General features: G+C 56.3%; 19 protein-coding genes. 11 read left to right on the forward strand and 8 right to left on the reverse strand.

What is annotated here, in order from left to right; all coding sequences use genetic code 11:
• Nucleotides 1–11: 11 nt before the first annotated feature.
• Both phnD and phnC read right to left on the reverse strand, forming a co-directional pair.
• Entirely contained in the window at nt 12–953 is a 942-nt protein-coding gene (gene phnD, locus EAE_RS12430; RefSeq protein WP_015368085.1) for a phosphonate ABC transporter substrate-binding protein, read from the reverse strand.
• A 32-nt stretch (nt 954–985) separates the two neighbouring features.
• Nucleotides 986–1,828 carry a phosphonate ABC transporter ATP-binding protein gene (phnC, locus tag EAE_RS12435; RefSeq protein WP_015704517.1) on the reverse strand — a complete coding sequence of 281 codons (843 nt, stop codon included), beginning with the start codon at nt 1,826–1,828 and terminating at the stop codon, nt 986–988.
• An 803-nt stretch (nt 1,829–2,631) separates the two neighbouring features.
• Between phnC and ecpR the strand changes: the two genes are divergently transcribed.
• Genes ecpR through EAE_RS12465 form a run of 6 tightly spaced genes read left to right on the forward strand, consistent with a single transcriptional unit; the run spans nt 2,632 to nt 9,396 of the window.
• The gene (gene ecpR / locus EAE_RS12440) at nt 2,632–3,174 is read left to right on the forward strand and encodes an ECP biosynthesis operon DNA-binding transcriptional regulator EcpR (protein ID WP_015704518.1); all 543 of its coding nucleotides are present in this window, start codon (nt 2,632–2,634) and stop codon (nt 3,172–3,174) included.
• A gap of 60 nt (nt 3,175–3,234) precedes the next feature.
• On the forward strand, nt 3,235–3,822 hold the full coding sequence (ecpA, locus tag EAE_RS12445) for a common pilus major fimbrillin subunit EcpA (RefSeq protein ID WP_015704519.1): 588 nt from the start codon (nt 3,235–3,237) through the stop codon (nt 3,820–3,822).
• 57 nt (nt 3,823–3,879) lie between these two features.
• Nucleotides 3,880–4,548: an EcpB family pilus assembly chaperone gene (locus tag EAE_RS12450; protein ID WP_015368090.1), complete on the forward strand. Its 669-nt coding sequence runs from the start codon at nt 3,880–3,882 to the stop codon at nt 4,546–4,548.
• A 25-nt stretch (nt 4,549–4,573) separates the two neighbouring features.
• On the forward strand, nt 4,574–7,099 hold the full coding sequence (locus EAE_RS12455) for a fimbrial biogenesis outer membrane usher protein (protein ID WP_015704520.1): 2,526 nt from the start codon (nt 4,574–4,576) through the stop codon (nt 7,097–7,099).
• A 13-nt stretch (nt 7,100–7,112) separates the two neighbouring features.
• Entirely contained in the window at nt 7,113–8,732 is a 1,620-nt protein-coding gene (ecpD, locus tag EAE_RS12460; RefSeq protein ID WP_047079437.1) for a fimbrial adhesin EcpD, read from the forward strand.
• Nucleotides 8,701–9,396, forward strand: coding sequence for a fimbrial biogenesis chaperone (locus EAE_RS12465; protein WP_015704522.1), 696 nt, complete (start codon nt 8,701–8,703; stop codon nt 9,394–9,396). Before ecpD ends, EAE_RS12465 begins: the two co-directional genes overlap by 32 nt.
• A gap of 17 nt (nt 9,397–9,413) precedes the next feature.
• Here the strand turns inward: EAE_RS12465 and EAE_RS12470 are convergent, their stop codons facing one another.
• On the reverse strand, nt 9,414–10,595 hold the full coding sequence (locus tag EAE_RS12470; protein WP_015704523.1) for an amidohydrolase: 1,182 nt from the start codon (nt 10,593–10,595) through the stop codon (nt 9,414–9,416).
• A gap of 11 nt (nt 10,596–10,606) precedes the next feature.
• Nucleotides 10,607–11,800 carry an MFS transporter gene (locus EAE_RS12475; RefSeq protein WP_015368095.1) on the reverse strand — a complete coding sequence of 398 codons (1,194 nt, stop codon included), beginning with the start codon at nt 11,798–11,800 and terminating at the stop codon, nt 10,607–10,609.
• 134 nt (nt 11,801–11,934) lie between these two features.
• On the opposite strand from EAE_RS12475, the gene EAE_RS12480 reads away from it, so the two are divergent.
• Entirely contained in the window at nt 11,935–12,843 is a 909-nt protein-coding gene (locus tag EAE_RS12480) for a LysR substrate-binding domain-containing protein (protein WP_015704524.1), read from the forward strand.
• On the opposite strand, the gene EAE_RS12485 is transcribed toward EAE_RS12480, so the two are convergent.
• From EAE_RS12485 to EAE_RS12500, 4 genes are read right to left on the reverse strand one after another with little or no spacing between them, the layout of a single operon-like run.
• The gene (locus EAE_RS12485) at nt 12,803–13,507 is read right to left on the reverse strand and encodes an amino acid ABC transporter permease (protein WP_015704525.1); all 705 of its coding nucleotides are present in this window, start codon (nt 13,505–13,507) and stop codon (nt 12,803–12,805) included. The two genes, EAE_RS12480 and EAE_RS12485, sit on opposite strands and share 41 nt — an antisense overlap.
• Nucleotides 13,497–14,249 (reverse strand): amino acid ABC transporter permease, encoded by a 753-nt coding sequence (locus tag EAE_RS12490; protein ID WP_026612388.1) that lies wholly within the window; start codon nt 14,247–14,249, stop codon nt 13,497–13,499. Before EAE_RS12490 ends, EAE_RS12485 begins: the two co-directional genes overlap by 11 nt.
• Complete coding sequence (locus EAE_RS12495; protein ID WP_015704527.1) at nt 14,246–15,064, reverse strand: amino acid ABC transporter ATP-binding protein; 819 nt, start codon at nt 15,062–15,064, stop codon at nt 14,246–14,248. Before EAE_RS12495 ends, EAE_RS12490 begins: the two co-directional genes overlap by 4 nt.
• 5 nt (nt 15,065–15,069) lie before the next feature.
• Complete coding sequence (locus EAE_RS12500; RefSeq protein ID WP_395224538.1) at nt 15,070–15,879, reverse strand: ABC transporter substrate-binding protein; 810 nt, start codon at nt 15,877–15,879, stop codon at nt 15,070–15,072.
• Nucleotides 15,880–16,159: 280 nt separating this feature from the next.
• Here EAE_RS12500 and EAE_RS25020 point away from each other — a divergent pair, with 280 nt between their 5' ends.
• The 4 genes from EAE_RS25020 to tauA all read left to right on the forward strand — a co-directional run bounded on the left by EAE_RS25020 (nt 16,160) and on the right by tauA (nt 20,079).
• Nucleotides 16,160–16,336 (forward strand): hypothetical protein, encoded by a 177-nt coding sequence (locus EAE_RS25020; RefSeq protein WP_015368101.1) that lies wholly within the window; start codon nt 16,160–16,162, stop codon nt 16,334–16,336.
• 230 nt (nt 16,337–16,566) lie between these two features.
• Nucleotides 16,567–17,976, forward strand: a complete 1,410-nt coding sequence (gene mmuP / locus EAE_RS12505; protein WP_015704529.1) for an S-methylmethionine permease — start codon at nt 16,567–16,569, stop codon at nt 17,974–17,976.
• Nucleotides 17,963–18,895 carry a homocysteine S-methyltransferase gene (mmuM, locus tag EAE_RS12510; RefSeq protein WP_015704530.1) on the forward strand — a complete coding sequence of 311 codons (933 nt, stop codon included), beginning with the start codon at nt 17,963–17,965 and terminating at the stop codon, nt 18,893–18,895. Before mmuP ends, mmuM begins: the two co-directional genes overlap by 14 nt.
• Nucleotides 18,896–19,116: 221 nt before the next feature.
• Nucleotides 19,117–20,079, forward strand: coding sequence for a taurine ABC transporter substrate-binding protein (gene tauA, locus EAE_RS12515; RefSeq protein WP_015368105.1), 963 nt, complete (start codon nt 19,117–19,119; stop codon nt 20,077–20,079).
• The last annotated feature ends 10 nt before the right edge of the window (nt 20,080–20,089 follow it).

The raw sequence follows: 20,089 nt of genomic DNA on the forward strand, positions 1-20,089 counted from the left end.
TCGGTGCGGGATTAACGCGCGCTAACCAGCTCGCGTTTCATATCGATGATCTGCTGGAAATCGGCCACGCTGCCCGGGCCGATGTGCTGAGTACCGCCCATCGCTTTCACGAAACAGGCGTGATCGTCGGTATCCAGTTTTTTAAGCGCGGTGACGACTTTGGCTTTGAAGTCCGCTGGCAGCGCATTGCTCACGAGGATCGGGCCGTTCGGGATCAGCGGCGATTGCCAGATAATCCGGATTTGCTTCATCAGATCCGGATGATCCATGCGAATCAGGCGATTGAAAGCGCCCACGCTGTAGCCGCTGTTGTAGTCGCCGACCATCGAGGTCCAGGTGACCGCGCCGGCAAACTGGCCGTTCAGCACGCCGAGAATGTCCTGTTCGTGGCCGCCGGAGAAGGTCACGCTGGAGAAGAAGTTATTGTATTTGTTATCCGCGTCGCCGCCGAATTTCTGTTTAAAGGCGTGGTTTGGAATTAAATAACCGGAAGTGGAATCCGGGTCGGCGAAGCCAAAAGCTTTGCCTTTTAAATCGTCCAGCGTTTTATACGGGCTGTCAGCTTTGACGATGACCACCGAGTGGTAGCCGCGGGATTGATCTTTATCGTCAACGGCGATACCGACAATATCGACGGCTTTCGGGTTATTGATATAGACCGAGGCATAAGAAGAAGGCGACATACTTAATACGACATCGACTTTCCCGCCCAGCAGTCCCTGAATGACGCCAGAATAATCGGATGAGTTACGTAATTTGGTATCGACCTTCAGCTCTTTATCAAGAAACTGTTTCACGCACTGGTTATCGCCAATTTGCTGCGTGGCGTTTTGACCGCCGAGGATCCCCAGATTTAATTCCTTCGGCTGTTCAGCGGCGCTCGCTTGCCACGTCAGTAACAGAGCTGCGATTGCTGCGGATAAACGAACTGCGCCATTAATGTGTTTGTTCATTATTTTGCCTGTGTGTTTTTAACTAAAGGAAATTAATGCAATTGGCTAATTTCATCGCCGTACAACCGATGCAGGACATCCTGAGTTAGCTGTGCCGGATGATCGTCGAAAATGATGCGGCCTTTGGCGACGCCAATGACCCGGGTGCAGTACTCTTTGACCAGTTCGACCGAATGCAGGTTGACCATCACGCTAATCCCCTGGTCGCTGATTTCCCGCAGTACATTCATGATGCGCTGGGTGTTTTTGGGATCGAGCGAGGCGACGGGTTCATCCGCCAGCAGGATCCCGGGGTTTTGCATCAGCGCGCGGCAAATCGCTACGCGCTGCATCTGGCCGCCGGAGAGGTTTTCCGCCCGCTGCAAGGCGTGCGGCAACATATTCATCCACTCGAGAAGGGAAATCGCGCGTGCCCGGTCGGCGTCGGGGAAAACCTTAAACAGCGACTTCAGGGTTGAGGTTTGACTCAGGCGGCCGAGCAGTACGTTAGTCAGCACATCAAGGCGCGGCACAAGGCAGAAGTCCTGGAAAATCATGCCGCATTCGCTGCGCCAGGCATTGAGCGCGCGTCCTTTCAGGCGTGAAACATCATGGGGCATACCGACTTCCGGAAAGCTGAGTATTTCACCGCCGGTGGCGCTGTGAGTACCGTTCAGGACATGCAGCAGGGTGGATTTCCCGGCTCCCGAGCGGCCAATCACGCCCACCAGCTCGCCGGCATGGAGGTCAAAGCTGATGTTATCGAGAACGGTTTGCTGCGCATTGTAAGATTTACTCAGGTTGCGCACGCTTAAGACTTTCCGCTGCCGGGTTGGGGCGATGGGCGTAGTTAGCGAAAATTCGGTTTCCGCCACCGCGGCAAGAGAGCTGTTCATAAGAGTGTCCTGGTTCGTCATAAACTGGTCACTATTAATCGCGTTTTGTGTGAACTTTCGATGACGGTAAGGCGAAAAAATAATGAAAGCGTGATGAAACGCTTACCTGCAAGGTAAAAGAAACATGCCAGCGGCAATCATAGCGTGATGGTCTACACTAATGAAAATGAGAGCAAATAAGAAAGAAATATGAGAACTAATCTCATTCTCTTAGATATCATTCTTTCATGGGATTAATAGTCCTCTGCAAGCGGTTTTTATGTTTATGTTTAGGCATTTTGTGCGGTGCTTAAAACCATTCACGCAGCTTATTATTGGGCGGATCGTCTTGTAAATGGCTGTTTTGCGGTATTAACTTCTTACTTTTATGTGTTATTAAGATTTTTCGCAACGTCATTTATCTCATCCATTAAGAATATTCCTAATGAATTAGGGTTATGATCCTGGGTGATATAATAATCGATTCGGATTGTAGGAATTTTCGATCAATAACCACATGAAATTAAATGTTTTTTGTTTTTGAGCAAAAAATAGGATTTCTGCAAAAAGCAAAAAATTGACATAAATGAGAATTAGCTTCACATCCTGCTTGTTGACACTTAATCAGAAAAAACCTAAATTTGAATCCAACAAAAAATATAAATCGATAAATAATTTCGACATTATTAATGATTAAATAATGCCGCTGGTGTTTTATTATAACCAATTTAAACAGGGGTAATTTGCAGGTTTAATCTCTGCAGGCCTGGCTATCGGCGATGGGGTGAAAGGTAGTATTCCAGGATGAAGAGGATAAACAGTATATGGACGATCAATGCTCCCTTGATAAGTGTATTTGGCCAGCACATGATACTTATTTTTTAAAAGGCTTGTCGGAACTCATCTTAGATATCGAAGAACTTATTTATTTGTCACTGGATAAAATATGTAAGGACTTTTTGTTTATCAATCTGAGTACCAATGCATTAAATTACTTTATTCGCTATGACAACGACTGGTTAGCCAAGGCCAAGGGCAAACAAATCATTCTGATTGCCGCGAGAAAGTCAGAAGCGTTAGCCAATTATTGGTATTACAACGGTGATATTCGCGGCGTGGTGTATGTCGACCTCGCGCGCGATATAAGAAAAGATCTGGCCTATGTAATTAATGGTCGGTTTCTGCGTAAAGATATTAAGAAAGAAAAAATTACTGACCGGGAAATGACGGTGATCAGAATGACGGCCCAGGGAATGCATCCGAAATCTATCGCCAGAATTGAAAATTGCAGTGTGAAAACTATTTATACCCATCGGCGAAATGCTGAGGCCAAGCTGTATTCAAAAATTTATAAATTAGTTATGTAACGTTTATTTAGTGGTACACCGGGACGACTTGTCCTTAATTAAACTCAGGATGAAAAAGCTATGAAAAAAAAGGTTATTGCTATTGCTCTGGTAACGGCGTTTGCTGGAATGGGTGTTGCTCAGGCTGCTGATGTCACTGCTCAGGCCGTTGCTACCTGGTCTGCAACCGCGAAAAAAGACACTTCCAGCAAACTGGTTGTTACCCCGCTTGGCAGCCTGGCTTTCCAGTATGCCGAAGGGATTAAAGGCTTTAACTCACAAAAAGGTCTGTTTGATGTTGCGGTTGAAGGCGATACCACGGCGACTGCCTTCAAACTGACTTCACGTCTTATCACTAACACTCTGACTCAGCTGGATACCTCCGGCTCAACGCTGAGCGTGGGCGTGGATTATAACGGCGCCGCGGTAGAAAAGAGTGCTGACACCATCATGATCGACACCGCTAACGGCGTACTGGGCGGCAACCTCAGCGCGCTGTCTAACGGCTACAACACCGCAGGCCGCACCACCGCGCAGGACGGCTTTAACTTCTCCATCATCAGCGGTACCACCGACGGCACCACCGCGGTAACCGATTACAGCACGCTGCCGGAAGGGATCTGGAGCGGTGACGTGAGCGTGCAGTTCGACGCAACCTGGACCAGCTGATTTTCTCGTAGCACCGGGCAGGGGAGATCCCCCTGCCTCTTCATGGACTGAACGCTTATGAAAAAACATCTTCTGGCCATTGGCCTGCTGCTGGGATTGGCGAATCCCGCGCTGGCGCTGGATGTCGGCGATATCTCTTCCTTTATGAACAGCGGCAGCAGCACGCTGAGTAAAGAGATTAAAAATACCACCGACAGCGGCCGCTTAATCAACATTCATCTGGAACGTCTCTCTTCACCGCTGGATGGCGGCAAAGTGATCCCGATGGATAAACAGGATGAAGTCCTGTTGACCCCCGCCAGTTTGTTATTGCCCGCAAAGGCCAGTGAAGTGGTGCGCTTTTTCTACAAAGGCCCGGCGGATGATAAAGAGCGCTACTACCGCATTGTCTGGTTCGATCAGGCCTTAAGCGATGCCCAGCGCAATGGCTCCCAGCGCAGCGCGGTGGCCACCGCTTCTGCCCGCATCGGCACCATTCTGGTGGTGGCGCCGCGTCAGGCTAATTTTCGCTACCAGTTTGCCGGCGACACGCTGACCAATACCGGTAACGCCACCCTGCGCATCATCGCCTACGGCCCGTGTCTGAAAATCGCCGATGGCAAAGAGTGCAAAGAAAATTACTACCTGATGCCGGGGAAATCGCGTCGCTTCACGCGCGTCAATATTGCTGACAAAAAAGGACGGGTCGCGCTCTGGCAGGGCGAGCAGTTTGTTCCCGTGAAATAGACATGTGTGCTGATGGATTAAGACTATGCCTTTACGACGGATCACCCCTGGACTGAACGCGCTGCTTGCCTCCGGCATGGTTCTTTTGCTGGCGCCATATAGCGACAGCCTGGCCGCCGAGCGCGTGCAGCAAATCGGCGGCGTGATTATCCCGCAGGCTTTCAACCAGGCTTTGCAGGACGGCATGAGCATTCCTCTGTTTATTCATCTTGAAGGCAGCCGCGATAATCAGAACGATCAGCGTATCGGCGCCGCGTATATCTGGCTTGATGGCGACGTGCTGCGGGTTCGGCAAATCACCCTTGAAGAGGGCGATGACAACGCTCGCGTCAGCGACGAGACACGTCAACAGCTCAGACATTTATCCAATGAGGCTTTCAACGACGCGCTGAAGATCCCCTTAACCGATGCCGCGCAGCTGCAACTTAGTCTGCGCCAGTTGCTGCTACAACTGGTGGTGAAACGTGAGGCGCTGGGAACCGTGCTGCGGTCGCGCAGCGAGGATATTGGCCAGTCGAGCGTTAAAACTTTCAGTAATAACCTTACCTACAACCTCGGGGTCTACAACAACCAGATGCGTAGCGGTGGCAGTAATACCTCCAGCTATCTGTCACTCAATAGCGTTAGCGCGCTGCGCGAGCATCACGTGGTGCTCGACGGCTCGCTGTACGGCATCGGCACCAGCCACCAGGACAACGAACTGTATAAAGCGATGTACGAGCGCGACTTCGCCGGGCACCGTTTTGCCGGCGGAATGCTGGATACCTGGAACTTACAATCGCTGGGGCCGATGACCGCGATTTCGGCCGGTAAAATCTACGGCGCGTCGTGGGGCAACCAGGCCAGTTCGACGGTATTTGATAACAGCCAGTCGGCGACGCCGGTGGTGGCATTCTTACCGGCGGCAGGCGAGGTCCACCTGATGCGTGACGGACGCCTGTTAAGCGTGCAGAACTTCGTTATGGGGAATCATGAAGTTGATACCCGAGGCCTGCCTTACGGTATTTACGACGTTAACGTCGAAGTTATCGTCAACGGAAGAGTGGTCAGCAAACGCACCCAACGCGTCAACAAGCTGTTTACTCGCGGACGCGGCGCGGGCGCGCCGCTGGCCTGGCAAATCTGGGGCGGCAGTTTCCATATGGACCGCTGGTCGGAAAGCGGTAAAAAGACGCAGCCGGCGAAAGAGAGCTGGCTGGCGGGGGCGTCGGCTTCCGGATCGCTGAGTACGCTCAGTTGGGCGGCCACCGGCTACGGTTACGATAACAATGCCGTCGGCGAAACGCGCATCACGCTGCCGCTGACCGAGGCGGTGAATATCAACCTGCAAAACATGCTGGCCAGCGACAGCTCCTGGAGCAGCATTGGCAGCGTCAGCGCCACCTTACCCGGCGGCTTTAGCTCGCTGTGGATTAACCAGGAAAAGACCGTTATCGGCGATAAGCTGCGCCGCAGCGATGCCGACAACCGGGCGATCGGCGGCACGCTGAACCTGAACGCCCTGTGGTCAAAACTAGGCACTTTCAGCATCAGCTACAACGATGACCGCCGTTACAACAGCCATTACTACACGGCGGATTATTACCAGACGATTTATAGCGGCTCTTTTGGCTCGCTAGGCCTGCGCGCGGGCTTACAGCGCTATAACAACGGCGATAGCAACGCCAACACCGGGAAATATATCGCCCTCGATTTATCGCTGCCGCTGGGCAACTGGTTCAGCGCCGGGATGACCCATCAGAATGGCTATACCATGGCCAACATTTCGGCGCGTAAGCAGTTTAATGAAGGGGCGATTCGAACCGTCGGCGCCAATATTTCGCGGGCGATTTCCGGCGATACCGGCGACGACAAAACCTTAAGCGGCGGCGCTTATACGCAGTTCGAAACGCGTTATACCAACGGTACGCTGAACGTCAACAGCGGCGCCGACGGCTACGTGAACACCAACCTGACCGCCAGCGGCAGCGTCGGCTGGCAGGGGAAAAATATCGCCGCCAGCGGGCGAACCGACGGCAACGCCGGAGTGATCTTCAATACCGGGCTGGAAGACGACGGCAAGCTCAGCGCTAAGGTTAACGGGCGCATCGTGCAGCTCAGCGGTAAACGCAACTACCTGCCGTTGTCGCCGTACAGCCGCTATGAAGTCGAACTGCAGAACAGTAAAAACTCGATCGACAGCTACGACATTGTCAGCGGTCGTAAGAGTCACCTGACGCTTTATCCCGGTAACGTGGCGGTGATCGAGCCGGAAGTGAAGCAAATGGTCACCGTCTCCGGGCGCATCCGCGCCGAAGACGGCACGCTGCTGGCGAACGCGCGCATTAATAACCATATCGGGCGCACCCGCACCGATGAGAACGGTGAATTTGTCATGGATGTCGATAAAAAATATCCCACCATTGATTTTAGCTACGGCGGAAATAAAACCTGTGAAGTGGCGCTGGAGCTCAGCCAGGCGCGCGGTGCGGTGTGGGTAGGGGACGTAGTATGCAGCGGTCTCTCTTCATGGGCGGCGGTGCAGCAGACAGGAGAAGGTAATGAAAGCTAAGTGGCTAGCTCTGATGGTAGCGATGCTCGCGGAACTGTCGATATCGCAAACTTATGCCGCGATCTCGAAAACCACCTGGAGCGATGCGCCAGCGCGCGAATTCGTCTTCGTTGAAAACAACTCTGATGATAACTTCTTCGTCACCCCTGGCGGCGCGTTGGATCCGCGTATGACCGGTGCAAACCGCTGGACGGGTTTAAAATACAACGGATCAGGCACGATTTATCAGCAGAGCCTGGGTTATATCGATAATGGCTATAACACCGGGCTCAATGCAAACTGGAAGTTCGACATGTGGCTGGAAAATTCCCCGGTATCCCATCCGCTGCTGGGGCTACGCTGTATTAACTGGTATGGCGGCTGCGATATGGCGACCAGCCTGATTCAGCCGCAGACTACCGACGCTAGCGGTTTTTATGGCGCGACGGTAACCAGCGGCGGCGCTAAGTGGATGCACGGCATGATGTCTGATGCTTTCTATCAGTATCTACAACAGATGCCGGTTGGCGGTAGCTTTACGATGACCATTAATGCCTGTCAGACATCCGTGGCTTACGATGCAAGCCTCGGCCAGCGCTGTAAAGATCAGGCATCAGGTAACTGGTACGTCCGTAACGTTACTCACACCAAAGCGGCGAATCTCAGGCTCATCAACACCCACTCTCTGGCAGAAGTATTTATTAACAGCGATGGCGTACCGACGCTGGGCGAAGGCAATGCCGATTGCCAGACGCAGACTATTGGTAGCCGTGCGGGTTTAAGCTGCAAAATGGTCAACTATAATTTGCAAACCAATGGCTTGAGCAATACCTCGATACATATCTTCCCGGCAATCGCTAACTCATCGCTGGCATCGGCCGTCGGGGCGTACGATATGCAGTTCAGTCTCAACGGCAGCTCGTGGAAACCGGTGAGCAATACGGCTTATTACTACACGTTCAACGAAATGAAGAGTTCGGAGGCGATCTACGTCTTTTTCTCGAGCAACTTCTTTAAGCAGATGGTGGCGTTGGGTATAAGCGACATTAACACTAAAGATTTGTTTAACTTCCGCTTTCAGAATACGACTTCACCAGAGTCAGGTTGGTATGAGTTTTCTACTTCGAATACGTTAATTATCAAACCGCGTGATTTCAGCATCAGCATTATCTCCGATGAGTACACTTCGGCGCCGTCACGTGAGGGCTACGTCGGCAGCGGCGAACCGGCGCTGGATTTCGGCTACATCGTCACCACCAGCGGCAAAACCGCCGCCGATGAGGTGTTGATTAAAGTGACCGGTCCGTCACAGGCGATTAGCGGCCGCTCGTATTGCCTGTTCAGCTCGGCGGACGGTACCGCGCAGGTGCCTTTCCCGGCGTCGCTCTCTTTCATTACCCAAAGCGGGGCGACGAAAAGTTACGACGCCGGCTGCGACGATAGCTGGCACGACATGACCGATGCGCTATGGCTGACCACGCCGTGGACTGATATTTCCGGCGAGGTGGGGCAGATGGATAAAACAACGGTGCGCTTCTCGATTGCTATGGACGATCCTATCTCGCTGCGCACCATCACCGACAACGGCTGGTTTGGCGAGGTCAGCGCTTCAGGAGAGATTCATGTCCAGGCGACGTGGCGTAACATTAATTAAGCTGACGCTGGCGAGCCTGTGGCTGCTGGCCGCGCCGCTGGCGCAGGCGATTTCTGTCGGTAATCTGACCTTTTCGCTGGCCTCTGACGCTGAGTTTGCGGCGAAAAGGGTGATTAACAACAATAAAAGCGCGCGGCTATATCGGGTGTCGGTGGTGGGTATCGACCGGCCCGGCGGTCATGAGGTTCGTGCCCGCCCGGCGGACGGCGAACTGCTGTTCGCCCCGCGCCAGCTGACGCTGCAGGCGGGTGAAAGCGAATATTTTAAGTTCTATTATCACGGGCCGAAGGATAACCGCGAACGCTACTATCGGGTCTCGTTTCGCGAAATTCCCACCCGCAACCTGGTGATGCGCGCCCCGGCGGGCGGGCAGATCAGCATGGAGCCGGTGGTGGTGATGGATACCATTCTGGTGGTGCGCCCGCGGCAGGTTCAGTTTAAATGGGCGTTCGATAAAGCGGCGGGGAGCGTCAGTAATACCGGCAATACCTGGTTTAAGCTGCTGATAAAACCGGGATGCGACACCACGGAAGAGGAAGGTGACGCCTGGTATCTGCGCCCCGGCGATGTCGTTCGCCAGCCGTCGCTGCGTAAGCCCGGCAACCACTACATTATCTATAACGAGAAATTTATTAAAATCAGCAATGACTGCCCGGTGAAATAGCCGGGCAATCGTCTGAATTATTCCTCGTTCAGCAACTCACTCACCAGCGCGATATGGGTCTTAATGCCGACCGCCAGCGCATCTTCGTCGATGCGAAAATGCGGGTTGTGCACGTTCCACGTCGCCCCTTTTTGCGCATTGCCGCAGCCGATAAACAGGAAGGTTCCGGGGATTTTCTCCTGATAGGAGGAGAAATCCTCGCTGCCGAATAGCGCCTTATCCTGCAGCTGTAGCGTGCCTGCCGGGAAGTGGCGGGCTATAGCTTCGCGGGCGATATGATTGGTGGCGTCGTGGTTGTTTCCCACCGCATAGCCCTGCTGCCATTTGATTTCGTAGCTGGCGCCGTGGGCGGCGGTGATGCCGTCGATAATCCGCGCCATCAGCGGCGGCACCGCCTCGCGTACCTGCTGGTTATGGGTACGCAGCGTCCCGGCCAGACGCGCGCTGTCGGGGATCACGTTATAGCTATCGCCGGCCTGAAAAGTGGCGATAGTCAGCACCGGCGCGTTGCCCGGATCGATATGGCGGGCGACGATCTGCTGCAGCGCGCCGACCACTTCCGCGCCGATGGTCACCGGATCGATACAGTGCTGCGGCATCGAGCCGTGGCCGCCTTTGCCGCGAATGGTGATATCAAAGTTATCGCTGGAAGCGACGTACACTCCCTCTTTCAGGGTAATCACGCCAACCGGGCTGGTGGGGAAAACATGCAGGCCGAAAATATGTTCGACATCGTCAACCACGCCAAGCTCAACCAGCTCACGCGCCCCGCCCGGCGGCACCTCTTCCGCGGGCTGGAAGATGAATTTAATGCTGCCGTGCAGCTGTTCGCGAAGCTGGCACAAGACTTTCGCCGCCCCCATCAGCATCGCGGTATGCGCGTCGTGACCGCAGGCGTGCATTACGCCGGGCTTCGTTGAGCAGAATGCTTCTCCGCTCTCTTCCTGGAGCGGTAGGGCATCGATATCGGCCCGCAGCGCCCACATCGGGCCCGGATGCGCGCCGCGCAGTACGGCAATCACGCTATTTTCCAGCGGGCGGCTTATCTCGAGACCGGAAAATAGCGCCAGCTCGTGGGCGATGTAATCGGCGGTCGGCTTCTCGTTAAACGACAGATCCGGATGGGCGTGGATATGGCGACGCCAGCGCAGCGCTTCCTCGGCCGCGGCGGAAATTAATTGTTCAGTGGCGTGATGCATCAGTGACTCCTTCAATCAATAACGGGCTGACTGACGACGGTTTTACGTTTCATGAGCGGCAGCACCGCCAGCGCGGAGCAAACCATCGCCAGTGAAAGAAACAGGAAAGCGCTGGCGTAACCGTGGGTTTTCTCCACCAGATAGCCAATGACGATCGGCGAGACAAAGCCGCCGAGAGTACCGCCGGTATTAATCAGACCGATGGCCGAGCCCATCATATTTTCCGGCAGGCGCTTCATCGGCAGGGTAAAGGCGGTGACGAAGGTCGACATCAGGAAAATTTCGCCGATAAACAGCAGCAGGCTGGCGGTCAGCGGCGTCCGGGCATGGAAGATAGCGAAGATCGCCACGGCGCTGATTAGCGCGCTAATCGCGATGACCAGCGGTTCGCGATTGAGAAAATATTTACCCACCAGCCAGCCGGTACCGAGCGATGAGATCCAGATCCCCAGACCACCCGCGGCCACCACGTAGCCGGATGCAGACAGCGACATCCCCATACTCTGAACAAAAAACTTCGGTAGCCAGGCCATCAGGCCATAGCTGGGAATATTGACGCAAAAGATAGCCAGAAAGAGCAGGATTACCGTGGGGTTACGCCACAGGGCGGCGCCGGCGGCGCTCTGTTTCGCGACCACCGCCGTCGGTTGCCGGCGCGGCACGCGCAGGGCGATCAGCAGGGCGATGGCGCAGGCCACGATCCCCAGTACGGTGAACGACAGATGCCAGCCGAGCAGCGCCAGCGCGTTAACGGCGATAATCGGCCCAATGGTCATCGCCAGTCCCGCTGACGACAGCAATATCGATTGGGCGAAGGTACGTTGTTCCAGAGTGAAGTTGCTTACCACCGCCTTGGCGCAGGAGCAGGGATAGCCTGAATGGCCGACGCCTGACAGAAAGCGGAACAGCAGCAGCAGGCCGAAGCTCGCTCCCAGCAGGCCAAAGCACAGCGCGAATATCCCCAGCGCCGCCAGCGACAGCACCAGCATCGTTTTGTAGCCAATGCGATCGTTAAGCCAGCCCGCCGGCACCTGAAACAGCGAATAGGCGAGAAAAAAGATGCCGGTAATGTAGCCCAGTTGTTCGGCGTTGAGCCCGAACTCCTTTTCGATAGGCAGCAGCGCGAAGCCGGTGACGGTTTTGTCGATATAAACGACCACGTAGCCGATAAACAGTAAGAAGATCATCTGAGACTGACTTTTCATTTTTTTCCGCCCGGTGTCTCATGGTTGCATGTGTTGTCGTGGGGGAATCCCCTACTGCATCCTCAGGCTTTACCCGCGCGGCGGGAAGATATAATTTTTCTATAGGTGATGCTTTTTTCTGATAGGGGTGAACGGTGAAATATCTTCCCAAATTAAACCAGCTGCAGGCGCTACGGCAGGTGGCGCGTAGCGGCAGCATCCGCTCGGCGGCGCGTGAACTGGGGCAATCGCAGCCGGCGCTGAGCCGGACATTACGTGAGCTGGAGCAAATCCTCGGTACGCAACTTTTTCTGCGCAGTAAAGAAGGCGTCGCCCTGACGGAAGCGGGAATCGCTTTCTTACAGCGCGCGGAGTGGGTGCTGGAGGAGCTGCGGCGCGCGGCGGATGAGGTGGAACAGATTAACCATGTCACCCACGGTCGGCTGACGGTCGGCTTTTCGTCGTTGATTGCCCTGACGGTATTTCCGCAAGTGGCCGAAGGGTTTAAGCAGGCGCTGCCGCAGGTACAGATGACGGTGAAAGAGGGGCAGCTTTCGTCGCTGCTGCCGGGCGTCCGCAGCGGAGAGATAGACCTGGCGATCGGATCGGTCGACCCGATGCATCCGCCGGAAGGGGTGATGCTGGAACCGCTGTTTACCGCGCCGTTCTGTGTCATCGCGCGCAAGGGGCATCCGCTGGCGCAAGAGAGCGATCTGCTGGCGCTGCGTAAAGCCCGCTGGCTGTTGCCGGAGTCGCCGATGGGCTACTACCAGCAGTTACAAAACGAGCTGATTCACTTTTATCGCCAGGTGTCGATTACCCCGCTGCGCACCGACTCGGTCATTGTCGGTTTGCAGATGGTACTGGAATCCGATTATTTGACCATCGTCGCGCGCGCCATGAACCAGCCGCTGCAGCTTGGCGAAAAGCTGGTCACGCTGCCGGTATCCACGCTCCCGGCGGCGCAGTATTGCGCGGTGTGGTCGCAAAAATCGGCGCTCACCGCCAATGCCCGGCTGTTTCTCAATCGGCTGCGAAGCGCCTGTCAGCGCTACGCCTGGTAAAACGGCGGTTCGCCAGCTGGCTGAGGGCGCAGCACAGTAAATAGTAAACCGCACCGGTAAAGACGAATATCGCCAGCGGGTAGATTTGCACCCGGTTATTGACCTGCCCGGCGACGGTAGTGAGTTCAGGCACGTTGACGATAAACGCCAGCGAGGTGTCCTTCAGCAGGCCGATAAAAATGCCGACCAGCGACGGCTGGACGTTGCGCAGCGCCTGCGGCAGCAGGATTAAGCGTAGCGTCTGGCCAGGAGTGAAGCCCTGCGTCAGCGCCGCTTCATGCTGGCCGCCGGGCAGGGCGCGCAGCCCCGCCAGCACCGAGTGCATCACCGAGGCGGCGGTGAACCACGCCAGCGCCAGGGTGACCGTTACTGCGCCCGGTAGATCGCCGCCGGTCAGCATCGGCAGCAGATACCACAGCCAGAAAATAACGAAGATCAGCGGGATACCGCGAATGATTTCCGCCCACAGGAACAGCAGACGACGGACCGCTCCGCCGTAGCGCCAGGCGGCGCAGGCCAGCAGAATACCGCCCGGTAGCGCCAGCGCGGTCGCGCCGATGGCCATCAGTAAGGTGAGCGCCACGCCGCCGGGTTGGCCTTCCGCCAGCCGTCCCCACAGTAGATAATCAAGGTTGTCGGCGATCACCGCGAGGTTAGCGTTCATGTTGTGCGCTCCGTGGCTGACGATATCCTGGACCGAAGCGCGTCAGCGCCAGTCCCATAACGATACCCAGCGCCAGATACAGCGCGGTGCCGACAGCGAAGGCCTCCAGCGCATGGGCGTTATAGCTCTCGATTTGCCGTACCTGGTAGGTGAGCTCGGCAAAACCAATACCGCTGGCCAGCGAAGAGAGTTTCATCAGGTTCAGGTACTGGCCGACAATCGGCTGCCAGGCGTTGGCCAGCCCCTGCGGCAGCAGAATAAAACGTAATTCCCCCCACGGGCTAAATCCCTGCGACAGCGCCGCTTCGCGCTGGCCGTGGCTGACGGCGCGCAACCCGGCGGCAATCTCTTCCACCAGAAATGCCGAGGTAAATACGCCGAGCCCCCACATTGAGCAGAGAAATTCCGGCGTCAGCCACCAGACGTCGCCCGGTAGAATCGACCAGCTATGGGAGTCGTTGATAAAATCGCGCGCCGCCAGCGGCAGCAGGTTCCAGGCGGCGAAGTACCAGAACAGCAGTTGGACCAATAGCGGCGTATTGCGAAACAGCGATACCCACGCCGCCACCAGCCAGCGGCCTGGGCGTCCGCCGCCGAGACGCAGGGCCAGCAGCAGCACCGCCAGCGCGGTGGCCAGCAGCATCCCAGCGACGCTAACCCAGACGGTGGTCAGGAAGCCGGAGATTATCCACTGTAGCGGCTGGCCGCTAAGTACGCCATGCCAGTCGAGAATCGCCATCACTCAATGCTCTCCTGATGCAGCGGGTCGAGCACCTTCTGCAGAAAACGGCGGGTACGGGCATGCTGCGGGCGGGCGAAAAATTCCGCCGGCGGCGCGGTTTCGAGGATTTCGCCACCGTCGATAAACACCACCCGATCGGCAATTTCGCGGGCAAACTGCATCTCGTGAGTGACCACCACCATGGTGATACCGCTGTGGGCCAGGGCTTTCATCACCTGCAGCACTTCGCCGATCATCTCCGGATCCAGCGCCGAGGTTGGTTCATCAAACAGGATGATTTGCGGCGAGGAGGCAAGGGCGCGGGCGATGGCGACGCGCTGCTGTTGGCCGCCGGAGAGCTGAGCGGGCATCTGCCGCGCTTTATCCGTGAGACCGACCTGGGTGAGTAATTCCAGCGCCCGCTTTTGGGCGGCATCGTGTTGCCAGCCGTGCACGCGCTCCAGCGCGAGGGTAATATTCTCCTGCACCGTCAGGTGAGCGTAGAGATTGAACTGTTGAAAAACGAAACCGACCCGGCTGCGCAATTGGCGCAGCGCGCTGCCGGTCAGGCGGCGGGTCGGTTTGCCATCGATGAGGATCTCGCCGCCGCTTAAGGATTCAAGCTGGTTGATCAGGCGGATCAGCGTTGATTTACCCGATCCTGATGGCCCGAGGATCGCCACCACTTCGCCGGGATTGACCGTTAAATTAACGCCGTTTAGTACCTGATGATCGCCGTAGCGTTTAACCACGTCGCGAAAAGTAATACTGGCCTGCTGCAGATGCGAGAAATCCGCAGCCGAAGCCGCGGAGCGTGAAAATAAGGCGGAAAACATCTGGGTTATTTCGCTTCTATGGTAAAGGCGCGCGGCTGCGGAGAGGCGGTGCCAGGGCCAAACCAGGTGTCGTAGATTTTCGCCGCCTGGCCGGATTTTTCCAGCTTAACCAGCTCGTCGTTTACCGCTTTCAGCAGCGCCGGTTCGCCTTTTTTCACGCCGACGCCAATCTCTTCTTTGCTCAGCAAATCCGGCAGAATTTTAAAGTTGGCTTTATCCGGCGCGCCCGCCAGCAGCCCGGCGAGAATGGTGCTGTCCTGGGTTATCGCCTGCACGTTGCCGTTTCGCAGGGCGGTCAGCGCCAATGGAATATCGTCATAGGAGAGCACCCGCGACTGCGGGAAGCGCTGGTGCAGCACCTGTTCGCCGGTGGTGCCTTTTACCGCGCCGATGCGCGCTTTGCTGTAGTCATCCAGTTTATCCGGCGACTTAGACGGAACCAGGAACTGCTGGCCGGTTACAAAGTAGGGCGTTGAGAAATCAATTACCTGCGTGCGCTCCGGGGTAATGGTGATATCGGCGACGATCAGGTCGGCCTTACCGGACTGCAGCAGCGGAATACGGTTAGCCGGGTTAGTGGCCACCAGCTCAAGCTTGACGCCAAGAGATTTCGCCAGCGCCTGCGCGAAATCGACGTCGTAACCCACCAGTTGATGGGTTTTCGCATCCACGGAACCAAACGGCGGGTTAGCGTCGAAGGTGGCGACCTTCACCACCCCGGCGGCTTTGATATCGGCTAACTGGTCGGCCTGAACTTGGGCGGTCAGCAGCAGCGCGCCCAGCGCAAAAGCGATTTTGGTATAAGTTTTATGCATCATCATTCCCCTGAATCCCTGTTTTGTTTTGTGTTTATCACGCTCCCACAAAAGCGCCTCGTCCGGCAAAGAAGAAAAAATTCTTATCTATAACCAAAATCTCTTAATAAAAATGGGGATATTGCCGTTAATCAAATCGCTTTTACAGGAAGGGGTTAGTCACCGAAGCGCAGCGGCGAATATGCATCTTCCAGGATTACAAATTCGGAATTGATATTTCCCGCCCGTCGGCGATTGTGGTTGAAATAACAACAACGCAAACCCGACCGATGGAGGAGAAATGAAAGTAGCGCTGTGGCAACGGATTACCGGCTGGCTGGCTTTTTTATCTAACGGAGAAGCCGGGCAGCAAGATGGTCAACGGATGATGGAGGCGATCTTGCCGGTCGCCAGCCTGTATGGCGTGGATCTCGGCAACGTGGAAACCCGGTGGTTTCGCCATGACAAAACATACTGAGCGGCGCTGGACGCGCGAAGCCTACTGGAACGAGGTGTGCTCTGTGTAGCCGAAGGCTGCTTGCGGTTGCGGTAAAAAGGAGAGGCTCCGCAGCCCAAGCAGCTTTAAACCCAGGCCCCAACACCTGTTCGCCCTGTTTTTTTCCCATCCCCGTTTTGCAATTTCCCCGCCGTCACGGTATAAATGACCTTCATTTGGATGTTTAGACGTCCATACATAAAGAAGGCAATATGCAAACAACATCACAACAACAAGGTGGGCAACTTAAGCGCACCATGAAAACGCGCCACCTGATTATGCTCTCGCTGGGCGGCGTCATTGGCACAGGGTTATTCTTCAATACCGGCTATATTATCTCGACCACCGGCGCGGCGGGCACGCTACTGGCGTATCTGATCGGCGCGCTGGTGGTCTGGCTGGTGATGCAGTGTCTTGGCGAACTGTCGGTGGCGATGCCGGAAACCGGCGCCTTTCACGTGTATGCCGCACGTTATCTCGGCCCGGCGACCGGCTATACCGTGGCGTGGCTCTACTGGCTGACCTGGACCGTGGCGCTCGGCTCGAGCTTTACCGCCGCCGGATTCTGTATGCAGTACTGGTTCCCGCAGGTGCCGGTGTGGGTCTGGTGCGTGATTTTCTGCGCGGTGATTTTCGCCCTGAATGTTATCTCTACCCGCTTCTTTGCCGAAGGCGAATTTTGGTTCTCGCTGGTCAAAGTGATCACCATCCTTGCTTTTATTATTCTCGGCGGCGCGGCCATCTTCGGCTTTATTCCTCTGACCGACGGTTCACCGGCCCCGGGGCTGCATAACATCACCGCCGAAGGCTGGTTCCCTCATGGCGGCCTGCCGATCCTGATGACTATGGTGGCGGTGAACTTCGCTTTCTCGGGCACCGAACTTATCGGCATCGCCGCCGGCGAGACGCAAAACCCGCATCAGGTGATTCCGGTCGCGATCCGCACCACTATTGCCCGGCTGATTATTTTCTTTATTGGCACCGTTTTCGTGCTCGCCGCGCTGATCCCGATGCAGCAGGCGGGGGTGGAAAAAAGCCCGTTCGTACTGGTGTTTGAAAAGGTCGGCATTCCTTATGCGGCGGATATTTTTAACTTCGTGATCCTGACCGCGATTTTGTCGGCGGCCAACTCCGGCCTGTATGCCTCCGGACGGATGCTGTGGTCGCTATCAAATGAGAAGACGTTGCCAGCCTGCTTTGCCAAAGTGAATAAACGCGGCGTGCCGCTAACCGCGCTGTCGGTAAGCATGCTGGGCGGCGTGCTGGCGTTGTTTTCCAGCGTAGTCGCGCCGGATACGGTGTTTGTTGCGCTGTCGGCGATTTCCGGTTTTGCGGTGGTCGCGGTATGGCTGAGCATCTGCGCATCGCATTTTGTCTTCCGCCGCCGCCATCTGCAACAGGGCAAAGCGTTAAGCGAGCTGCACTATCGCGCGCCGTGGTATCCGCTGGTGCCGGTGCTGGGGTTTGTCCTCTGCCTGGTGGCCTGCGTGGGGCTGGCCTTTGACCCAAGCCAGAGTATTGCGCTGTGGTGCGGGATCCCGTTCGTCGCGCTGTGTTATGGTGCTTACTATCTGACTCGTACACGGAAATTAACTCAGGAGCCGCAACATGCCGCAGAATAATCCGCTAACCGCAATCCTTGAAACGCAACCGTTCGTGCTGCTGGATGGCGCGATGGCGACGGAGCTGGAAGCGCGCGGCTGCAATCTGGCCGATAGTTTATGGTCGGCGAAGGTACTGCTGGAGAATCCGCAGCTGATCCGCGATGTGCATCTCGACTATTTCCGCGCTGGCGCACAGGTGGCGATCACCGCCAGCTATCAGGCAACGCCGGCAGGCTTTGCCGCCCGCGGGCTGGATGAGGCGCAGTCGAAGGCGCTGATAGGTAAAAGCGTCGAGCTGGCGCGTAAAGCCCGCGAGGCGTATCTGGCGGAAAACCCGCAGGCGGGAACGTTGCTGGTGGCCGGGTCGGTCGGGCCGTATGGCGCGTATCTGGCGGATGGCTCTGAGTATCGCGGCGATTATCAGCGCAGCGCGGAGGTGTTTCAGGCGTTCCACCGCCCGCGCGTCGAAGCGCTGCTGGATGCCGGGGCGGACCTGCTGGCCTGTGAAACGCTACCGTCGTTTGCCGAAATCACGGCCCTGGCGGCGCTGCTGCGTGACTACCCGCGCGCCCGCGCCTGGTTCTCGTTGACCCTGCGCGACGCCGAACATCTCAGTGACGGCACGCCGCTGCGCGAGGTTGTTGCGGTATTGGCCGATAATCCCCAGGTGCTGGCGCTGGGGATTAACTGTATCGCGCTGGAAAATACCACCGCCGCGCTGCAGCATCTGCACAGCCTGACGTCGCTGCCGCTGGTGGTCTATCCTAACTCCGGCGAGCACTATGATGCGCTGACCAAGACCTGGCATCATCACGGTGAAGCCTGCGCGACGCTTGCGGCCTATTTGCCGCAGTGGCTGGCGGCTGGCGCCAGGCTGATTGGCGGCTGTTGTCGCACCACGCCGCAGGATATCGCCGCGCTGGCGGCGGGCCGCTAACACCTGTATTTCTTTCCCCCCGGATGGCGGCGCTCCGCGCCTGATCCGGGCTACCAGTACCGCGAGCCGGGGGAACCCATTTCTTTAATCCCTGTTTTTAACTATCTAATCCCGCTTTTCTTCTAAAAACGATTCGCTATTAGGCAGAATTTTTAATTACTTCATCTCCACGCTGATGCCGGAAATACTGCACCCATAACAACTAAGGGGAAGCAGACACTATGGCATTCACATCGCGAATTACTCTTCTGGCGGCGCTGGCTTTCGCTGCCTTCCAGGCGCAGGCGGTTAACGTCACCGTCGCCTATCAAACCTCCGCTGAACCGGCGAAAGTCGCCCAGGCGGATAACACCTTCGCCAAAGCCAGCGGCGCCACCGTTGACTGGCGTAAATTCGACAGCGGCTCCAGCATCGTACGCGCGCTGGCCTCAGGCGATGTGCAAATCGGCAACCTCGGTTCCAGCCCGCTGGCGGTGGCCGCCACTCAGCAGGTACCGATTGAAGTGTTCCTGCTGGCCTCAAAGCTTGGGAATTCCGAAGCGCTGGTGGTGAAAAAAGATATCACTAAGCCGGAAGATCTGATTGGCAAACGCATTGCGGTACCGTTTATTTCGACCACCCACTACAGCCTGCTTTCCGCGCTGAAACATTGGGGAATCAAACCGGGTCAGGTGCAGATTATCAACCTGCAGCCGCCGGCGATTATTGCCGCCTGGCAGCGCGGCGATATCGATGGCGCTTACGTGTGGGCGCCAGCCGTTAACGAACTGGAAAAAGAGGGCAAGGTGCTGACCGACTCCGCGCAGGTGGGGCAATGGGGCGCGCCGACGCTGGATGTCTGGGTCGTACGTAAAGACTTTGCCGAGCAGCATCCGGAAATCGTGAAAGCTTTCGCTAAAAGCGCCATCGACGCGCAGCAGCCCTATATCGCCAACCCGGAGGCGTGGCTGAAGCAGCCGGAAAATCTCAGCAAGCTGTCGCGACTGAGCGGCGTGCCGGAGGCGGATGTGCCGGTGTTAGTCAAAGGCAATACCTATCTTACCGCCGCCCAGCAGGCGCAGGAGCTTAACGGCCCGGTGAACCAGGCGATTATCGATACCGCGAAATTCCTCAAAGAGCAGGGCAAAGTGCCGGCCGCAGGAACCGATTATAGCCAGTTCGTTACCGACCGTTTCGTGAAATAAAAGGAGGCTC

Source organism: Klebsiella aerogenes KCTC 2190, from assembly GCF_000215745.1.
Lineage (GTDB): Bacteria > Pseudomonadota > Gammaproteobacteria > Enterobacterales > Enterobacteriaceae > Klebsiella > Klebsiella aerogenes.